Raw genomic sequence first — 18,341 nt, forward strand, 5'->3', positions numbered from 1 at the left:
CGACCTCAGCCTCGGGTGAGCTTCTTGTAGGTGGCACGGTGCGGACGGGCCGCGTCGGCGCCGAGCCGCTCGACCTTGTTCTTCTCGTACGACTCGAAGTTGCCCTCGAACCAGTACCACTTGGAGTCGCCCTCGTACGCGAGGATGTGCGTGGCGACCCTGTCGAGGAACCACCGGTCGTGGGAGATGACCACGGCCGCGCCGGGGAACTCCAGGAGCGCGTTCTCGAGCGACGACAGGGTCTCGACGTCGAGGTCGTTTGTCGGTTCGTCGAGGAGGAGCAGGTTGCCGCCCTCCTTGAGGGTCAGCGCCAGGTTGAGGCGGTTGCGCTCACCACCGGAGAGCACGCCGGCCGGCTTCTGCTGGTCGGGCCCCTTGAACCCGAAGGCACTCACATAGGCCCGCGAGGGCATCTCGACCTGGCCGACGTTGATGTAGTCGAGCTCATCGCTCACGACCGCCCAAAGGGTCTTCTTCGGGTCGATGTTGGCGCGGCCCTGGTCGACGTAGGAGACCTTGACCGTGTCACCGATCTTGATCTTGCCGGAGTCCGGCGTCTCAAGCCCCTGCAACATCTTGAACAGCGTGGTCTTGCCCGCGCCGTTCGGGCCGATGATGCCGACGATGCCGTTGCGCGGCAGCGAGAAGCTGAGGTCGTCGACGAGGACCTTGTCGCCGAAGGCCTTCGAGAGGTTCTCGACCTCGACGACGATGGAACCGAGCCTCGGACCCGGCGGGATCTGGATCTCCTCGAAGTCCAGCTTCCGCATCTTGTCGGCTTCGGCGGCCATTTCCTCGTAGCGAGCGAGACGCGCCTTGGACTTGGCCTGACGCCCCTTGGCGTTGGACCGCACCCACTCGAGCTCTTCCTTGAGCCGCTTGGCGCGCTTCTCGTCCTTGCGGCCCTCGACCTTGAGGCGGGTCTGCTTCTTCTCCAGGTAGGTGGAGTAGTTGCCCTCGTAGGGGTGGGCGCGGCCACGGTCGAGCTCAAGGATCCACTCGGCGACGTTGTCGAGGAAGTACCGGTCGTGAGTGACGGCGACAACGGCGCCCGCGTACTTCGACAGGTGCTGCTCCAGCCAGTTCACCGACTCGGCGTCGAGATGGTTGGTGGGCTCGTCGAGGAGGAGCAGGTCGGGCGCCTCGATGAGGAGCTTGCAGAGCGCGACGCGGCGCTTCTCACCACCGGAGAGGGTGGTGACGGGCCAGTCGCCGGGCGGGCAGCCGAGCGCGTCCATGGCCTGCTCGAGCTGGGCGTCGAGGTCCCAGGCGTTGGCGTGGTCCAGGTCCTCCTGGAGCTTGCCCATCTCCTCCATGAGCGCGTCCGAGTAGTCGGTCCCCATGAGCTCGGCGACCTCGTTGAAGCGCCTGAGCTTGCCCATGATCTCGGCGGCGCCGTCCTGGACGTTCTCAAGGACGGTCTTCGACTCGTCGAGCTTCGGCTCCTGCATGAGGATGCCGACGCTGTACCCGGGCGAGAGGAACGCGTCACCGTTGGACGGCTGCTCGAGCCCGGCCATGATCTTCAGCACCGTGGACTTACCGGCGCCGTTGGGGCCCACGACACCGATCTTCGCGCCAGGGAGGAAGCTCAAGGTGACGTCATCAAGAATCACCTTGTCGCCGTGCGCCTTGCGCGTCTTGCGCATGGTGTAGATGTACTCAGCCAAGAGAAACCGTCCGGCAATCAGTGAGTGGGCAGATACACCCCATCTTGCCTGACGGCCACCTCCCGGAGGAAACCAGTATGGGGCGGGGGCCGTGAGCTGGGCGTTCTCCGGCACTCCCCTGTATTTGGGCGGTCACTGACGGTTTCTCGATGACGTTCTCTTGCGCAGGAAGAACATCGCCGCCGCGCCAAGCACCACCATCAGGACCGCTATACCCGCGATCATCGGCGTCGCACTGGATCCGCCGGTCTCCGCGAGGTCGCCGTCACCGATGCCCGTGCCGCCTGCCGAGGCCGGGCTCGGCTCGGAGGCGGGCTCTGCCTTGTTGCCGAGCGCGCTGCCCTCGGTCTTGCAGTCGAGTACGCCCTTGAACCGCTTCTCGAAGCCGTTCGGCCCCTTGATCGTGAAGTCGTAGGGCTGGTCCTCCTGCAGCGGTATCGTCACGGTCCGCGACGTACCGGCCTCGATGGTGTGCTTGAAGCCCATGAGGCGGAAGGTGAACGCCTCGTCTCCCTTGTTGCTCGCCGTGATGTCCACGCCGCCCTCGGCGCAGTTCTTCTCGGCGGACAGTGCCGGTATCGCGCCCTTCTTGGCCCAGCTGGCGCTCGCCGACGCGGAGACCGTCGACTCGCTCGAGCCCGCGAGGATCTGCGTCTGGCTCCGGGTCTCGGATGCGAAGGCCCGGCCGACCGGCACCGTGGTGGAGGCCTGGACGGCGAGCGCCGCCGAGCCGTCCGGGGCGCCCTTGGGTACGTCGAAGAAGAGCCGGCTGCCGTTGGCCGCGGACGTGACGGGCTTGCCGTCCTTGCCGACGATCTTCACCCCGCTCGCCACCGAGTCCGCGGGCGGCGTCACGGTCACGGCGTCCGCGTCCGTCCGCACGGTGACCGGACCGAGCAGCTCCCCCGCACGCCCGGACAGCGCGGGCGGGTCGAGCGTCAGCGACGCCTTGGGCTCCGCGCCGCCGCGGGCGCTCTTGTAGAGGTAGTCGGCGAGCTTCTCGGCCTGCGGGTCGACCGCGTCCACCTTGGCGTTGTCCGAGTAGCGCCAGATCGCGACCTGGGTGCCGGCCGCCGCGGACTGCTCGGTGAGCGCCCGTGCGCCTGCCTTGTCGGCCAGTGCGGCGAGGTCGTTCACCTGGGGGTAGGAGTTCTGCAGGATCCAGCGGATCCGGCCCGCGTCCTTGTTGCCGTTCAGGGAAGTGCCGCTCCAGGGGGTCTCCTGGTACTGCGCGTCCTTCTGCGTGGGGTTGTGGATGTCCACGCAGTACGTCTGCAGGGTGCCGCCGCCGTCCACGGACATCTCGAAGAGTCCGGCGGGCACCTGCTGGCTCGAGCCGTGGTCACGGATGACGGCCTGGTCGTACGTCTGGAGACCGCTCAGGGTCGCGGTGGCTCCACCCGAGTGCTGCGGAGCCTCGTCCGCCGCGGCCGGCCCCGCGGCGGCTATCGCGCCCGCGGCGACGAGCCCGGTCGCCAAGGACACGGCGGCGAGGCGCGCGGTGCCCCGTCTCCGCCGGGACGGCGCCGAGCACGCGGAGCCCCCGGAGGACGCGGAGAACACAGAGAACACAGAACGCGCAAAAGACACAGAATTCCCCTCCGGACGGGACCCGTTCACTTCGAGGGGGGTGGTCCCGCCATCAGATTGAAAGGGGCAGAATCACCTGCCACCTGTGTGGCATCCACTACCAACTGCCCCGTGAGCTACGTTCGGCATCCTAGAGACGCGGCACACCATGGTCCCCAGTACTGCCGTTCGATAACCGATCCGATCCGGAATCGTTATCGCCAACACCCGTCCCCAGCTGGGCTTATCGACAAATCAACGGCACCCATTCGCCGATAAGCCGCACATCGGTCGCCTCGCGGGCGACCATGTTTTGACGCCCCGTCACCCCACCGGCTCAGGTTCCGGCTCGCGCATCGCACCATGGTCCGGCTCACGCCCCGCGCCCGGATCCGTCAGCGCCGCATTGGCTTTGAGCACCCGCCGGAACGCCGCCGTACCCCGCGAGAGATCGTGGCCGATGGCCATCGCGTCGATGTCCGCCGACGTCCAGTGCTGGCCGCCCCGCTCCTCGTCGCGCACCTTCAACTTCCCCTGCACGATGACGGGTTCTCCGATCGTCAGCGAGCCCTGCACATTCGTCCCGAGTGTCCGCCTCGCCCACACCGTGAAGAAGTTGGTGTGCCCGTCCGTCCAGACGTTCTGCACCGCGTCGTAGTACCGCGAGGTCACCGCTAGCCGGAACCGCGCCACCGGTCCGGAGGGCAACTCCCGGAACACCGGCGTCGTCGCGACATTCCCCACCACCGTCACCAAGGTCTCGTTCATGCCGAACCCCTCCCTCGTCCACTCCGATTTCGCTGCCGCGGCGGTCGGTCCCGCGGCTTCGATCTCAGAGTGGACCGGTCGGGAAGATCCTGCTGAGCCCTGTGGGCTACCGGGCAGTTGTGGAAAACTCCCTCACCCGAACGAGCCCTCAACGGACGTAACTCACCCGGCCGCGGCCCCCATCACCCGGCCGAGGCCCCCATCACCCGCGCATACTGCTCCCGGACCTCCCGATACCGCAGCAGCTCCGCCGCCACCGGATCCAGGACCCGCGCACGGCCGCACCCCGCGGCCGCCTCCCGCAGCCGCCGTTCCGCTTCCAGGCCATAGCGTCGCGCCGGCCCCCGCGCCGCCATCCGACTCGCCCACTCCACGCAGGGACCGCCCACGATGCCCGCCACCATGAGCAGCACCGGCACGCCCAGATTCGGTACGGCGATCCCGATGATCTGCCCCACCAGCCAGAGCCCGCCCACGACTTGGAGCAGCGTCATCGCCGCTTGGGCGAGGACCGCGACCGGCCACCACCCGGGGCGCGGCGGCCGCCCCTGTGGCACTCCGGCCTTCACCGTCAGCTTGTCGAGCGCCTCGGACAGCCCCTCCGCTCCGCGCGCCGCCGCCTCCCGCACGGCAAGACCCCAGGGCGTGGGCAGCCCCGAAGCCGCCTCGTCAGCCACCGTGCGCACCGCGTGCTCGACGCGCTGGCGAGCGGTCGCCTCCTCGTCCGCCGGTGCCGGCGCCACGGGCCAGCCGACGTTGCTCGGCGAACGCTGAGCCTCGTACCACCGCCACAGCCGTAGCCAGGGAGTGCCGCACGCCTTGCCCGCATTGCGCCGCCAGGCCCGTTCGGCCGCCTGCCCCGCCGCCGCCGCACCCACCGCGTCCGCCAGCCGGTCGGCGAACTCCTCGCGCGCCTCCTCGCTGAGCCCGGCCCGCGCCCTGCCCCGGCCGCCTGCCCCGGCCGCGTACACGGGCCACAGCCGGTCGGCGGCGGTGTCCAGGTCGGCCGTGATCCGCCGGGCCGCGGCGCCCCGCTCCTGGGTGAACTGCCCGAGGGACTCCCGGAGTTCACCGACTCCGTCGCCGGTAAGGGCGGAGATCGCCAGTACGGTGGCGCCGGGTTCGCCGTGCTCCCCGAGGGCGATGCCGTCCTCGTCGAGCAGCCTCCGGAGGTCGTCGAGGACCTGGTCGGCGGCGTCTCCGGGGAGCCGGTCGATCTGGTTGAGCACCACGAAGGTGACCTCGGCGTACCCGGCCATGGGCCGCAGATAGCGCTCGTGCAGCATGGCATCGGCGTACTTCTCCGGGTCGACGACCCAGATGACCGCGTCGACGAGCTCGAGAATCCGGTCCACGTGCGCGCGGTGCTCCCCGACCGCCGAGTCGTGGTCGGGCAGGTCGATCAGGACGAGCCCCTCCAGGGTGCTCGCGTCCGGGCCCTGGAGCGGGCGCCTGCGCAGGCGCCCCGGGATGCCGAGCCGGTCCAGGAGCGCCGCGGCGCCGTCGGTCCAGCTGCAGCCGATGGGGGCCGCCGTGGTCGGCCTGCGCACCCCGGTCTCCGAGATCGTCACCCCGGCCAGGGCGTTGAACAGCGTCGACTTGCCGCTTCCCGTGGCGCCCGCGATGGCTACGACGGTGTGCCGGCCCGAGAGCCTGCGCCGGGCCGCCGCCTCGTCGAGGACCCGGCCCGCTTCGGCGAGCGTCCCGCTGTCGAGGCGGGTGCGGGAGAGCCCGACGAGTTCGCGCAGGGCGTCGAGCCGGGAGCGCAGAGGCCCGTCGTACGCGGTCGAAGGCGTGGCATCGGCGGGAGGGGCGCAGGGGGAGGAAGCGGAGGCAGCGGAGGAGGCACCGGACGGCGTAGTGGCGGAGGGGGCCGCCGCCGGTGCGTACGCGTCGGCGCCACCTGCCGGGCCCTGGCCCGCGCCGCCGCGCGTGGAGCCGCCCCGCCGCGCGATCAGCCCGTCGTCCCAGACGACTTCGGAGACTTCGGCGCCGCCACGGTCACCCGTGGAGGCGGAAGCGGAAGTGGCTGCGGAAGCACCCTCGGCGGCCCTTCCTGGCCCCGCGGAACGCTCATCACGCTCCCGGGAGCCCTCGCGGGCGCGCTCACGCTTGCGCTTCCCGTCGCGCTCCCCATCGCGCTCATGTTCGTGCTCGGTGTGATCAGTGAGAGCAGTCACCGCGGTCACCTCTCCTTCTGCAGTACGGACAGCGCGGCGATCAGGTCGGCCTGGGGTTCGGGGTTCACGTCGAGGGCGTCGAGAGGGGCGAGGCGTCGTTCGCGTTCGGCGCGCAGGACGTTGTCCAGGTAGGTGGCGAGCAGGCGTCCGCCCCGGTCCCGCAGCCGGAGCGCGCCCTGGGCGCCCATGCGTTCGGCGAGCGTCTCGCCCGCCGAGGCCGCGCGGCGCCCGCCGAGCAGGGTGGTGGCGAGCAGGGCGGCCACCATCTCGGAGTCGGGGACGAGGTTCTTCTCCAGCCTGTCGAGCGCGCGGATCTCGTCATCGGCGTACTCCTCCAGGACGCGCCGCCAGCGTCGTACGGCCATCCCGATGCGATGCTCGGCGCTCTCGGCACCATCGGCGCTCTCAGCGGCCCTGTCGCGGTCGCCGAGCCCGGGGGCGGCCGCGGCGGGCTCACGCCGCCAGGCCTCGTCGATGCGCTCGTCGGCGGCGGTCACCGCGCACAGCAGCAGCGCCTCCAGGCTCTCGGCGACGGCGTCGAGCAGCTCGCCCGCGCCGCAGTCCAGGGGGTAGCTGCGCCACCGCTTCAGGGCGTCCCCCGCGAGGACGGCGCCCGCCTGCAGACGCGTCTGCACGCGCGCGTGCTCGCTCTCGTACGCATCGTCGACGGCGGCGGTGAGCCGCAGCGCGGCCGCGTACTGCGCGGCGACGGCGCCCGCGATCTCCGGTACCCGCACGTTGAGCGACTGGATGACGCCGTACGCCGTCCGCGCGATGGCCTGCGTACGGGCCGTGGGTTCCTGGGACCGATGGGTGAGCCAGGCCCGCAGCGGCGCGACCGCGGTGGCCGGCAGGAGCCCGCCGCCGCCCGCGGACTCGGGCAGCTCGGGCACGGTGAAGCGCGGCACGTCACCCAGGCCCGCCTTGGCGAGCAGCGCCCCGTACTGCCGCGACACCTCGCCCACCAGCTGGTGCGGCACCCGGTCGAGGACGGTGACGAGGGTGGCGTCGTGCTCCTTGGCGGTACGCAGGAGATGCCAGGGCACGGCGTCCGCGTACCGGGAAGCGGTGGTCACCATGACCCACACGTCGGCCGCGGAGATCAGCTCGGCGGCCAGGATCCGGTTGTCGGAGATGAGCGAGTCGACGTCCGGCGCGTCCACCAGGGCGAGCCCCTGGGGCAGGGTGTCGCAGGTCTCGATACGCAGCGCGCGCTCGCCGTCCATCTCGATGGGCAGCAGCTCCTCGCCCCCGTCGTCCCCCTCGTCGTCCTCGCTCCGGGGAACGGGCCGAGGCGCCCATACGCGCATGAGGTCGGGCAGTACGCGCATGCCGGCGAACCAGTGGTGATCCTCCGGATGGCACACGAGGACGGGCGTACGGGTCGTCGGCCGCAGCACCCCCGCCTCACTGACCTGCCGCCCGACGAGGGAGTTCACCAGGGTGGACTTGCCCGCCCCGGTTGATCCCCCGATCACGGCCAGCAGCGGCGCTTCGGGGGCCCGCAGGCGGGGCACCAAGTAGTCGTCGAGCTGGGCAAGGAGCTCGTCCCGGTTGGCACGCGCGCGTGGCGCCCCCGCCAGGGGGAGCGGAAAGCGTGCGGCGGCGACACGCTCGCGCAGGGCGGAGAGTGCGTCGAGCAGTTGAGGCCGTACGTCCAAGGTCACCACATGCGAAGAATGCCCAATTTTGGCGGCTTTCTGAAGCATATGGGCACCCCTGCGCGCCGATCGGACACTCGGGACGGAAGGGGCGACTGGGGCGCAGGCATAACGAGTGCACAACACCCGGGGCGCGAGACGCCAAAAGCGATGCGGGATTCGCACCTGCCTGCGATTATCAGGACCGCTTCACTGAACCTCCACATAGCGCCGCGGAGGCGAAGCGCCAGGGACAAGGACCCGGGAGCCCTATCCTTGTCTCCGGCAAGGTCACGGCTCGACCCACCCGGGCTCCAGGCCACCGGCCACCATCCGGCCCCCGTAGCTCAGTGGATAGAGCAGGCGCCTTCTAAGCGCTTGGCCGCAGGTTCGAGTCCTGCCGGGGGCGCCTCTCACAGGCCTCACTTCGGTGGGGCCTTTTTGCTGGTCAGGGGCGCTCCAGCGGGTCGCCGTGTTTCTGCTGTTCGGTCCCGCCTTCTCAGCTCAGTTGCTCGGCCAGTCCGACGATGATGCCCTCCGGGCCGCGCACGTAGCAGAGCAGATAGCTGTTCTCGAACCGGGCGATCTCGCCGAGGAGTTCGGCGCCGTGGGGCCGCAGGCGGGCGACGGTGTCCTCGATGTCGTCGACGGCGAACATGACGCGGTGCGTGCCCAGAATGTTGTGCGGCCGGTTGCGCGGCCCGGCGCTGATCACCGCGGGGCTGCGGTACTTCGCCAGTTCGAGCCGGCTGTGACCGTCCGGGGTCCGGACCATCGCGATGTCGCAGTGGACGCCGTCGAGTCCGGTGCACTGGTCGGCGAAGAGGCCCTGGACCTCCGCCCTGCCCTCCAGCTCCATACCGAGTTCCACGAAGAACGCGATGGCGGCGTCCATGTCCTCGACGACGATGCCGACGTTGTCCATCCGCTGAATCGCCATGATGGCTTCTCCTTCTTCCTCGTCCGGCCGGTGGTGGCCGCTGATGTCCCTGGGACGGAGCCGATGTCACGTCCTCGACATCCCCGGACCGCCGGACTCCGAAAAATCTGGATCGCGCCTCAGGTGAGATTCATCCGGATGTACCAACCCACCGCCCGCACGCGGTAACGCGTGAGGCACCCTTCGTGCCCCGGACGGTCAGCGATTCACTTCTGCTTGACCGGCGGGCAGGTGCCCGTGTCCTCGCCGATCGAGTTGATCTCGGCATTGGAGCGCGAGTCACCCGCGTAGTCGACCTGGTCCGTGCACTCCGTGTCGGGGTCCTTCGGCGTACCCGACGCCTCGTCGGCCTTCTGGGGCTCGGGGCACGACCCCGTGCTCTCGCCGATCGAGTTGATCTCGGCGTTGGAGCGGGAGTCGCCCGCGTAGTCGAGCTGGTCGGTGCACTTCGTGTCGGCCGCCGACTTCTGCACCGGCGGGCACGTGCCCGTGTCCTCGCCGATCGAGTTGATCTCGGCATTGGAGCGCGAGTCGCCCGCGTAGTCCACCTGGTCGGTGCACTTCGTGTCGGACTTGGCGGGCGTGCCCGACGACTTGCCCTTGGCGGTGTCGGACGGCGGGGTGCTCGTGGCCGTCGCCGATGAACTGCTCGCAGAAGAGGGGGTGCTGTCGGCGCCGTCGTTGCCGCATGCCGTCAGCGCCAGGCCGAGGGCCACTGCGGTCATGGTCAGTACCGAGATCTTCCGAGTGCGCATGCTGGTCTCTGTCCTCTGCGTGGGGCTGTCGCTCCTGGGGAGCGGGCGAGTGAGCTGGGCGAATGTTCGCCCGTGTGGCTTTCTGATTTCCCAGACAGTCGATGTGATCATCTCGGTTGCATCTTGATCGTGTTCCGGACACGTTCGTGACATGACAGTGGCCGCGTCGTGAAGTCCGCGCCGGGGGTTTCGGTGATCAGCACGCGCCAATACGGTGACCGGATGATGTCGATCAAGAAGTTCCAGGTCACCTTCGACTGCGCGGAACCCGAGCGCCTCGCTCGCTTCTGGTGCGAGGTGTTGGGGTACGTCGTACCGCCGCCGCCGGAGGGCTTTGCCGCTTGGGACGATTTCAAGCGCTCGCTGCCGCCCGAGCAGCAGGACGCGTGGTTCGCGTGCAGCGACCCCTCAGGTGTGGGCCCGCGTCTGTACTTCCAGCGTGTCCCCGAAGGGAAGGCCGCCAAGAACCGGGTGCATCTTGATGTGCGGGTCGGCACCGGGCTCGTGGGGGAAGAGCGCCTCGCCGCGCTCGAGGCCGAGTGCGCACGGCTGGTCCCGCTCGGCGCGGTTCATGTGCAAACGCTGTATGACGGCAACGATTCGTGCATCCCGATGCAGGACATCGAGGGCAACGAGTTCTGCATCGACTGAGGGCCGCGAACATGTCCTCGGTCTGTCCGTGGCTGCGGTGGGTCAATGGGCCTGAAGGCCATCGCCGCGCTGTACGCCGAGGACGCGGTCGCCGTCACCCCCGACGAGGGCGAGATCCGCGGGCGCGACAACATCGTTGAGTACAGCGGCAGGAACACCGGGCCGCTGCATCTGCCCTCCGGGGAGACTCTTCCCGCGACCCAGAAGGAGATCAGGGTCCGCGGGGTAGACATCGCCACCGTGACGGACGGCCAAATCGTCGACTACCGGCTCTACTTCGACGAGATGGAGTTCCTTGGGCAGATGGGGCTGCTGCCCGACGAGCCGTCCTGAACTCGGTATCAGCGACCTCATCGGCATCCGCGGCCTCAGCGGTATCCGCGGCCTCACCGGTTGACGTAGCCGCCGTCGACCGGGAGCACCGCGCCGGTCACGTAGGACGCGCGGTCGCTCAGGAGCCAGGCCGCCGCTTCGGCGATCTCCTCGGGGGCAGCCGTACGGCCCTGGGGCGTCGCCGCGTGGATCGCGTCCTCCAGGCCGGGGTTGTCGGCGTACCAGTCCGCCGTGATCTCACTGCGCGTCGAGCCGGGGGCCACCGCGTTCACCCGGATCCCCTGCCGCGCGTACTCATCGGCCGCGGCCCGCGTGAAGCCGATGACGGCGTGCTTGGAGGCCACGTAGGGGGCGGCTGTCGCGATGGCCACCAGGCCGCCGACGCTGCTGTTGTTCACGATCGAGCCGCCGCCGCCCTTCAGCATGGCTGCGATCTCCGGGCGCAGGCAGTTCCACAGGCCGCGGACATTGGTGTCGACGATGCGGTCGTAGACCTCGTCGCTCATGGTGTGCAAGGGCTCCGGATTCCCGCCGGTGCCCGCGTTGTTGAAGGCGCCGTCCAGCGTTCCGTGACGCTCCACGGCGGTGTCGACCGCCCGCCGCGCGTCCTCGCTGCGCGTCATGTCCGCCACTACGTACGACGCCTTGAGGCCCTTGGCGGTCAACTCCGCCACCCGCGCCGCGAGTTCCGCCTCGCGGCGGGCCGTCAGGACCACCGCTGCCCCCTCGCGGGCGAACACCGCGGCGGCTGCCGCGCCTATGCCGCTGCTGGCCCCGGTGACCAATATGACCTTGCCCGACAACAGACCAGCCGATTCAAACATGCAGGCCAGTCTGCCATCGGGCCGGTCCGCCACCGGATCCGGTCGTCAGGAAACGGTGTCCGCCGTGGCCTCGTCCCGCCGGGGAGCCGGTGCTTGTCCGCCCCGAGCGACGGTCACCTCTTGCTTCCGCTCGGAGAGCATCACGTAGATGGCCACCGACAGAAGCGCGCAGATCGCGGCGCTGGCCCAGAGCACGGCCTGCCAGGCGCCGGTGAAGCCGTCGGCCACGAAGTCGAAGAAGCTGGGACGCACGTCCGCGGGCAGCTTCTCCAAAGGCCCCGTCAGATCACCTGAGTTGACGCTGTTGGCCAGCTCGGCGGGGTCACCCTTGTACGCGGGGAACTTGTCGAGGCCGTCGTTCAGCCAGTTCTGTACGAGGTTGACTAGCGCCGATCCGGCGGCGGCGATGACGACGGCCTCACTGCCGAGCCGCAGGGTGTTGAGGAACCCCGCCGCGGTGCCGGTGGCCTCGGGGGCCACCACGGTCAGGACCGCGCCGTCGACCAGGCCGAAGTTGAGGCCGAGACCGATGCCGAGGAGGATCAGCGGGCCCGCGAGCCCCCCGAGGCCGATACCGGGTTCCAGGACGACGGCCAGCCAGGCGACGCCCAGCGTCAGACAGGCCAGGCTGAGGGCGAAGACCGAGCGCGCCGACCAGCCCCACCTGACCAGCCGTCCGGCGAGCAGCGGCGTGGGCAGGATGGGCAGCGTCATCAGGAGCATCGTGCTGCCCGCGGCCTGGCTCGTCGACTTGTTGGCGACCAGCAGGTAGTTCGGCAGCAGCGGCAACAGGATCACGAACGCGAAGGTGACCACGACGGGGATCAGGCAGAGCGCCATGAACCTGGCGTTGCGCAGCAGCGCCAGGTCGAACATCGGATGCGTCTGCCGCTTCTCCACCAGGACGAAGACCGCCATCAGGAGCACCGCCCCGGCCAGGCAGCCGAGCACGCCCGGGCTGGCCCAGCCCCACTGCGGCCCCTCGACCATGCCCAGCATGAGCAGGAAGAGACTGCCGACGAAGGTGGCCGTGCCGGGCCAGTCGACCTTGGCCGCGGTCTCGCTGCGGGACTCCTGCATGAACGGCACCGCGAGCAGGACGAGCAGCATGAGCACCGCGTGCACCCCGTAGAAGGAGCGCCAGCCGAGGGTGTCCGCGAGTACACCGGCGATCATGGCGCCGAGCGCGAGGCCACCGCCCGTGGCGATACCGACGGCCGCGAACACCCGGGTGCGGGCCGCGCCGTCGAAGCTCGTGGCGAGAATGGAGCTGCCGCTCGTCAGCAGCCCGGCGGCGCCGACACCCGCCACCGCGCGCGCCAGATCGAGTACGTAGATGTCGCTGGCCACCGCGCTGACGAGCGAGGCCGCCGTGAACAGCACGGCGCCGATGGTGAACACGCGGCGCCGGCCGAGCAGGTCGGCCAGGGCTCCGCAGGCCAGCATGAAGCTGGCGAAGGTCAAGTTGTAGGCGTGCACCACCCATTGCAGGGCATCAAGGGATGCGTCCGTGTCCAGACCGATGTGCGGCAGCGCCACACCCGACCCGGTCACGGAGGTCGGCAGGATCAGCAGGGTCAACAACACTGCGATCAACGTGATGTGGGGGCTCGGCCCCCGGGTTCGCCCACCTGAACGGGAAGACAACGTGTGCGCTCCTTAGTCGCATGCCGCGGTACGCCGACCGGCGGCCGGCCGCGTGCCGCTGTGAACTGCCTGGGTGTGCTTCATGCGATGGGTCGCTTCATGCGATGGATTCGGCGCGCACCTTGAGTGCCGCGTTCATGAGCATGAAGCCCTCTTCGATCCGCCACACCATGCCGCCGGCGAAGGGCATGGTCAGACCGCCGAAGTCCTCCCGCTGGCGCAGGAGAACACCGCCGTCGTCGCCCTTCTCCAGCAGGAACTCGTGCCGGGCCCGGAAGACGTTCGGGTGCCGGATGATTCCGGACCACTGGAGCTGGCGGTTCTGCTCGACCACGGTGACCGTGGGCTTGTGGACCTCTTCCTCGGACTTCTTGGGGCGCTGCATCCGCAGGCTCAGTTCCTGGCCCACCTCGGCTTTGCCGCGCGCCTCGATGATGAAGGGGTTCCACTCGCGGTACCGGTCGAGGTCGACGACCACGTCCCACACCACGTCGACCGGTGCGTCGATGGTCACGTAGGTCTCTATGCTGCGGCGCATTCCACAACCCTTTTGTAGTAGATGTGTTCGGAAGGGCCGGACGGTCAGGCGGGGATGGAGTTGGCGACGCCGCCGTCGACCAGCAGATCGACGCCGTTCACGTAGGAGGCCGCGTCGGAGGCGAGAAAGGCCACGGCGGAGGCGACTTCCTCGGGGGTGCCGATCCGCTTGAGCACCACGTCCTGGCGGCTCGCCTCGCGGGCCTCCTCGGTGGGCACGGACTCACGGAACATGTCGGTGTCGATGTAGCCGGGGCTGATGGCGTTGACCCTGATGCCGCGGTCGGAGAGGTCGCTGGCAAGGGTCTTGGCCAGGTTGGCCGCGGCGGCCTTGGCGGCCGCGTACAACGAGCCGATGGCCAGGCCCTTGTGGTGGGTCCACGAGGCGTTGATGACGATGGCGCCGCCGTCCCGGAGCAGCGGGAGCGCGTGCTTGACGGTGAAGAAGACGCCCTTGAAGTTGGCGTCCACCACGCTGTCGAAGTCCTCCTCGGTGAACTCCTCGATCCGCTTGAAGACGCCGATCCCGGCGTTGGCGAACACCACGTCGATCCGCTCGAAGCGCTCGCGCACCTCACCCATCAGCCGGTCGAGGTCCGCGGGCCGCGAGACGTCGGCGGGCAGCGCGAGCAGCCGGTCACCCGCGTCCAGGCGCTCCGCGGCGCGCTTGAGGCGGTCCTCGCTGCGGCCGGTGATGACCACCTTCGCGCCCTCGTCGAGGAAGAGCCTGGCGGCGGCGAAACCCATGCCGGTGGCGCCGCCGGTGATGAGGGCGACCTTGCCGTCGAAACGGGCCGCGTCGGTCGTGTTCTGCATAGTGAAATCCCCAGCCATTCAATAGATATGAGCTGCCACGAAGGCTTGGACGGCGCGACGTGGAAAAGTCCGGAACAGTGGGCTGATTACGCCTCTGCGGAAGGACGGCCCGCACGGCGACGGCCTGCGAAAGCGCAGCTTCTTCGCTGCGGGTGCGTCGGCGGGCTAAGAGTCCCCGTACGAGGCAGGTTCGTGCTCACGTGGAGCATCCTGCTCGCTATTGCCGAGACATGAGTAGAGCCAACTTATGGTGGTGTTATGACCACCACCCACACCACAGCCGTCCGTACGGTTCAGGCCAGGCCGCGCCGGGAGGATCTGCGTGACTTCCTGCGATCGCGCCGCGCCAGGGTGATGCCCGAGGACGTCGGTCTCCCCGGCCGCGGCCTGCGGCGGACCCCTGGACTGCGCCGCGAGGAGGTGGCCACGCTCGCCGGTATCGGCGTCTCCTGGTACACCTGGCTCGAACAGGGGCGGATCATCAAGGTCTCGGACTCGGTCGTCGAGTCGATCAGCCGCGTCCTCAGCCTCGACGCCGCCGAACGCGGCTACTTCTACCGCCTGGTGGGGCTCAACCCGCCACCGGCGGTGGGGGCGGACACGGCTCCCATGCCTGAACTCGTGCGGCTCATGGACTCGTGGTCGCCGTATCCCGCCTACGTACTCGACCGCTGGTGGAACTACGTCCTGACCAATTCATCGGCGCAGGCGGTGTTCGGGGTGCCGCGCAAGGGCCAGAACTGCCTGGTCCTCTTCTTCACCGAACCGCGATACCGGTACTTCTTCACCAACTGGTCCACCCTCGCACCACAGGTGGTCGCCGACTTTCGCAGCGCGGCGGCTTCATTTCCCGATGATCCGCGATTCACCGCAATCCAGAGTGGGCTCTATGAAAGGAGCCCGGAATTCGCACGGCTGTGGGATCAGCACGAAGTCCGCGCGGAATCCAACGGAACCAAGGCAGTGGTTCATCCGGTGATGGGTGAGATGACATTCGATCACCTCGTCATGCATCCCTCGACCCGTCAGGACCTGCGGGTATCCGTGCATTTGCCGCGCGGCAGCGAAGGGCGTCACAAGCTGGAGCGGCTCCTTTCCGCTTCGGGTTCCGCGTCCTTGATGACGGAGCCGCGCTTGTAGGCGTGCGTGATCAGTTCACAGGCGAAATCCGCGATGTGCTCGATACTCCCCAACTGCTCGCCGAAGAAGCGGTAGAGGCCGGCCTCGTGCGCCACCGCGACCTCCAGGATCAGATTGTGCGTCCCGGTGATCGCCGCGCAGTACCGCACCTCGGGGCACGCGGCCAGTGCGGAACCGACGGCGTCCAGCTTCGCCGGGCTGACCTTGAGGCAGATCTGGGCCTGCACGGGCAGCCCGAGCAGAGCGGGTTCGACCTCGGTGCGCAGGGCCAGGATTCCGCGCTCCAGAAGGGAGTTGACGCGACGGCCCGCGGTCGCCACGGAGAATCCGAGTTCGCCCGCCATGTCAGTGAGGCTGATCCGCGCGTTCCTGATCAGCGCCGCGGCGACACGGTGATCGGTCGTGGTCAGCTCGTACCGGTCCGCCAGCGGTGAGGTGAAAGGCACCGCGCGCGCCCGCAGCGCGCGTTCCTCCGCCGTCGTCAGCACCGGCGCGCGCCACTGGGCGACCGTGGTGAAGGTCCGCAGCGTGGTGCTCACATGGAATTTCTCGACGGTGGGGACGTCGGGTATCCCCTCCGTCATCAGTGTGTGAAGTCCGCCACGTCCGTCGACCACGACTTCGCACCACAGCACGTCACTTCGGCCGCTGACCGCCACAACTCGCCGTATGTCCTTGCGCTGTGCGAGGGCGCGGGCGGCCTGCTGCACGCACCCTCGCTCGACTTCGAGCCGGAGTTGGACCACGCTCCCCAGTCCGCTGCGCGCCGCGTCGTAGAGCGCTGTGGGGTGAATCACCCGCCAGGCTATGAGCCGTTGGATCCTTCTTGCCACCGTGCGCTCGTGCTCGCCGATGGCTCTCCCGATTTCTCCGCTTCCGGCCCGTGGGTTCAGCTGCAGCGCCGCGATCACACGGCTGTCGGCGACGTCGAGGGTGTCGGAATTTTTCATCACTGCGGGATCATCGCAAGTTCCTGACAGTTTCGCCTGGTCGTGTTGTCCGGACTCACCGCAGTGGTGCAGGATTCATTCACGTGTCGGCGTGGTGTCGGCGCTCTCTTTTTTTACCAAAAACAAACCGCCATCGCGGTTTATTCGGGAGGACTTGATGGAGTTCCGCACACTCGGAAACCTGGCCCTTCTCGTCGACCGGCGCGACATCACCCCGACCGCGCCCAAACAGCGGCAGGCGCTCGCGCTGATCACGTTGCGGGCCGGTCAGCGCGTGAGCATGCCGATGCTCATCGACGAGATCTGGGGAGGCCTCGCGCCTCGCACGGCGATGACAGCGCTGCAGACGTACGTCGGCCAGATCCGCCGCGCCATGGCCGAGGCCACCGGCAGCACGGTCAAGGCAGTGGCGGCGGAGCGGCTGATCACCGACGGGAACAGCTATCTGCTCAACGTCGGCGAAGGCGAGTGGGACAAACCCCTCTTCGAGCGGCTCGTCCAGGACAGCAGGGAGGCCTTCGCCCGCGATGACGCGGCCGAGGCCGAACGCCTGCTGCGCCGGGGCCTGTCGCAGTGGCACGGGCGGCCACTGGCCAACGTCCGGGCCGGCCGGCTCATCGCGCCGCACATCCAACGCCTGGTCGAACTGCACCTGGGGGCACGGACCCTGCTCGTCGACGCGATGCTGCGGATGGGGCGCACCCAGGAAGCCGTCGAGGAGGCGCGCGAGCTCGTGACCGAACACCCCTACCACGAGCTGGTGCACGCGCAGCTGATGCGGGCGCTGTACTCGTCGGGGCGCAGGGCCGCGGCACTGGAGGTCTACCAGCAGCTGAGGAACCACATGAAGGACACCCTGGGCATCTCCCCGTCCCCCACCATCAACACCCTGCACCACGTGCTGCTGCAGGACGAACCCGATGAGCAGTTCCTGGCCTTGTCCGGCGTCGCGTCCTGATCCGGCTTCGGACCGATGCCATGTACGAGTGGGGGGTGCCGCGATCCGCGGCACCCCCCAAATGTGTCGGCATCCATGCCGGAATCTCGGCTCAGGCCGGTACGCCCGGCAGTCTGCCGCCGCCCGCCTCGGTGACGTACGCACCCAGCACGCTGTCGTCCCCGACGGCCACGGGATGGCCGACGGCCTTCAGCAGGGCCAGGTCCGAGGCGTGGTCGCCGTAGGCAGCGGCCTCGGACGGGGTGACGCCCCGCCCCGCCAGGAGCTTCAGGGCCGCATACGCCTTCTCCTCGCCGATCATCGGCGTCTCCAGATGCCCCGAGTAGTGGCCCTCGGCCTGCTCGGGTTCGCTGCACAGCAGCAGGTCCGCGCCCAGGAGTTCACGGACCGGCTCCAGGCAGGGCACGAAGGAACCGGAGACAAGGACGGTCAGCGCGCCCGCCCCGCGATGCCGCTCCAGAGCGGCCACCACGGGGGCGTGCAAGGCGCCGCCCCCCGCCAGTTCGCCCGCGAACCACTCGCGGCCGTGCCGCATCACCTCCCGCACCGGCTGACCGGCGTACTGGAGGTAGTAGTCGCGGTTGGTGTCGGAGCGCGCGGCTCCGGCCGCGGCCCTCGCCCGCAGCTCCGCCTCGGCCCGCAGATACCGCTCGGGCGGCAGGCCCCTGGCCGCCAAGTGGTGGGCCAGGAAGCGGAACATGCTCTTGAAGGTGAGCAGAGTCTCGTCGACGTCGAAGAAGGCCACGGCGATGGGGGCGCTGCCCTTGGCCGCCGCTGCCCCGCCCCGCTCAGCCATGTCCGGCGCCGCCCTCAAGGGCGAGGAACGTCACGGTCCGGGGCAACAGGCCGCCGACCAGGGCCAGCGGGCGGCGCCGCGCGTCGTGCACGGACCGGGACGGCTGCACGGCGGGGGGTGCCGAGTTCATGGCGGCGAGCATGAGGGAGGTCCATTCGTCGAGGGAC

The 18,341-nt window shown here is 69.3% G+C and carries 18 protein-coding genes and 1 tRNA gene; 5 read left to right on the top strand and 14 right to left on the bottom strand.

Going from position 1 to position 18,341, the window contains the following annotated elements:
• Window positions 1-5: 5 nt before the first annotated feature.
• The 5 genes from ettA to ACGFX9_RS04975 all read right to left on the bottom strand — a co-directional run bounded on the left by ettA (window position 6) and on the right by ACGFX9_RS04975 (window position 7,896).
• Complete coding sequence (gene ettA, locus ACGFX9_RS04955; RefSeq protein ID WP_393464637.1) at window positions 6-1,670, bottom strand: energy-dependent translational throttle protein EttA; 1,665 nt, start codon at window positions 1,668-1,670, stop codon at window positions 6-8.
• A gap of 132 nt (window positions 1,671-1,802) precedes the next feature.
• On the bottom strand, window positions 1,803-3,242 hold the full coding sequence (locus ACGFX9_RS04960; protein WP_393464640.1) for a Cys-Gln thioester bond-forming surface protein: 1,440 nt from the start codon (window positions 3,240-3,242) through the stop codon (window positions 1,803-1,805).
• Between the two features lie 321 nt (window positions 3,243-3,563).
• Window positions 3,564-4,007: a single-stranded DNA-binding protein gene (locus ACGFX9_RS04965; RefSeq protein WP_393464643.1), complete on the bottom strand. Its 444-nt coding sequence runs from the start codon at window positions 4,005-4,007 to the stop codon at window positions 3,564-3,566.
• A 182-nt stretch (window positions 4,008-4,189) separates the two neighbouring features.
• Complete coding sequence (locus ACGFX9_RS04970; RefSeq protein WP_393464645.1) at window positions 4,190-6,196, bottom strand: GTPase; 2,007 nt, start codon at window positions 6,194-6,196, stop codon at window positions 4,190-4,192.
• Window positions 6,193-7,896 (bottom strand): dynamin family protein, encoded by a 1,704-nt coding sequence (locus tag ACGFX9_RS04975; RefSeq protein ID WP_393464648.1) that lies wholly within the window; start codon window positions 7,894-7,896, stop codon window positions 6,193-6,195. The genes ACGFX9_RS04970 and ACGFX9_RS04975 overlap by 4 nt, the downstream gene beginning before the upstream one ends.
• 267 nt (window positions 7,897-8,163) lie before the next feature.
• Here ACGFX9_RS04975 and ACGFX9_RS04980 point away from each other — a divergent pair.
• Window positions 8,164-8,236 (top strand) — tRNA-Arg (locus ACGFX9_RS04980).
• A 90-nt stretch (window positions 8,237-8,326) separates the two neighbouring features.
• Here ACGFX9_RS04980 and ACGFX9_RS04985 read toward each other — a convergent pair.
• Together ACGFX9_RS04985 and ACGFX9_RS04990 are read right to left on the bottom strand one after the other, a co-directional pair.
• Window positions 8,327-8,767, bottom strand: a complete 441-nt coding sequence (locus ACGFX9_RS04985; RefSeq protein ID WP_393464651.1) for a VOC family protein — start codon at window positions 8,765-8,767, stop codon at window positions 8,327-8,329.
• Window positions 8,768-8,973: 206 nt separating this feature from the next.
• Complete coding sequence (locus ACGFX9_RS04990) at window positions 8,974-9,522, bottom strand: hypothetical protein (RefSeq protein ID WP_393464654.1); 549 nt, start codon at window positions 9,520-9,522, stop codon at window positions 8,974-8,976.
• A 222-nt stretch (window positions 9,523-9,744) separates the two neighbouring features.
• Here ACGFX9_RS04990 and ACGFX9_RS04995 point away from each other — a divergent pair, with 222 nt between their 5' ends.
• Window positions 9,745-10,173 (top strand): VOC family protein, encoded by a 429-nt coding sequence (locus ACGFX9_RS04995; protein WP_393464657.1) that lies wholly within the window; start codon window positions 9,745-9,747, stop codon window positions 10,171-10,173.
• 45 nt (window positions 10,174-10,218) lie between these two features.
• Complete coding sequence (locus ACGFX9_RS05000) at window positions 10,219-10,506, top strand: hypothetical protein (protein ID WP_393464660.1); 288 nt, start codon at window positions 10,219-10,221, stop codon at window positions 10,504-10,506.
• Between the two features lie 53 nt (window positions 10,507-10,559).
• Here the strand turns inward: ACGFX9_RS05000 and ACGFX9_RS05005 are convergent, their stop codons facing one another.
• The 4 genes from ACGFX9_RS05005 to ACGFX9_RS05020 all read right to left on the bottom strand — a co-directional run bounded on the left by ACGFX9_RS05005 (window position 10,560) and on the right by ACGFX9_RS05020 (window position 14,330).
• Window positions 10,560-11,330 carry an SDR family NAD(P)-dependent oxidoreductase gene (locus ACGFX9_RS05005; RefSeq protein WP_393464663.1) on the bottom strand — a complete coding sequence of 257 codons (771 nt, stop codon included), beginning with the start codon at window positions 11,328-11,330 and terminating at the stop codon, window positions 10,560-10,562.
• A 45-nt stretch (window positions 11,331-11,375) separates the two neighbouring features.
• A complete protein-coding gene (locus ACGFX9_RS05010; RefSeq protein ID WP_393464667.1) occupies window positions 11,376-12,917 on the bottom strand; it encodes an MFS transporter in 1,542 nt (513 codons plus the stop codon).
• A 157-nt stretch (window positions 12,918-13,074) separates the two neighbouring features.
• Window positions 13,075-13,515, bottom strand: a complete 441-nt coding sequence (locus tag ACGFX9_RS05015; protein ID WP_393464670.1) for an SRPBCC family protein — start codon at window positions 13,513-13,515, stop codon at window positions 13,075-13,077.
• Window positions 13,516-13,559: 44 nt separating this feature from the next.
• On the bottom strand, window positions 13,560-14,330 hold the full coding sequence (locus ACGFX9_RS05020; protein WP_393464673.1) for an SDR family NAD(P)-dependent oxidoreductase: 771 nt from the start codon (window positions 14,328-14,330) through the stop codon (window positions 13,560-13,562).
• A 258-nt stretch (window positions 14,331-14,588) separates the two neighbouring features.
• On the opposite strand from ACGFX9_RS05020, the gene ACGFX9_RS05025 reads away from it, so the two are divergent.
• A complete protein-coding gene (locus ACGFX9_RS05025) occupies window positions 14,589-15,470 on the top strand; it encodes a helix-turn-helix transcriptional regulator (protein WP_393464676.1) in 882 nt (293 codons plus the stop codon).
• Here the strand turns inward: ACGFX9_RS05025 and ACGFX9_RS05030 are convergent.
• Window positions 15,404-16,420, bottom strand: a complete 1,017-nt coding sequence (locus ACGFX9_RS05030; protein WP_393464679.1) for an Lrp/AsnC family transcriptional regulator — start codon at window positions 16,418-16,420, stop codon at window positions 15,404-15,406. The two genes, ACGFX9_RS05025 and ACGFX9_RS05030, sit on opposite strands and share 67 nt — an antisense overlap.
• A gap of 157 nt (window positions 16,421-16,577) precedes the next feature.
• Here ACGFX9_RS05030 and ACGFX9_RS05035 point away from each other — a divergent pair, with 157 nt between their 5' ends.
• On the top strand, window positions 16,578-17,378 hold the full coding sequence (locus tag ACGFX9_RS05035) for a BTAD domain-containing putative transcriptional regulator (RefSeq protein WP_393464682.1): 801 nt from the start codon (window positions 16,578-16,580) through the stop codon (window positions 17,376-17,378).
• A 91-nt stretch (window positions 17,379-17,469) separates the two neighbouring features.
• Here the strand turns inward: ACGFX9_RS05035 and ACGFX9_RS05040 are convergent, their stop codons facing one another.
• Both ACGFX9_RS05040 and ACGFX9_RS05045 read right to left on the bottom strand, forming a co-directional pair.
• Entirely contained in the window at window positions 17,470-18,174 is a 705-nt protein-coding gene (locus ACGFX9_RS05040; RefSeq protein WP_393464685.1) for an HAD family hydrolase, read from the bottom strand.
• A complete protein-coding gene (locus ACGFX9_RS05045; protein WP_393464688.1) occupies window positions 18,167-18,304 on the bottom strand; it encodes a hypothetical protein in 138 nt (45 codons plus the stop codon). The genes ACGFX9_RS05040 and ACGFX9_RS05045 overlap by 8 nt, the downstream gene beginning before the upstream one ends.
• Between the last annotated feature and the right edge of the window lie 37 nt (window positions 18,305-18,341).

Source organism: Streptomyces sp. NPDC048436, from assembly GCF_043200355.1.
Taxonomy (GTDB): Bacteria; Actinomycetota; Actinomycetes; order Streptomycetales; family Streptomycetaceae; genus Streptomyces.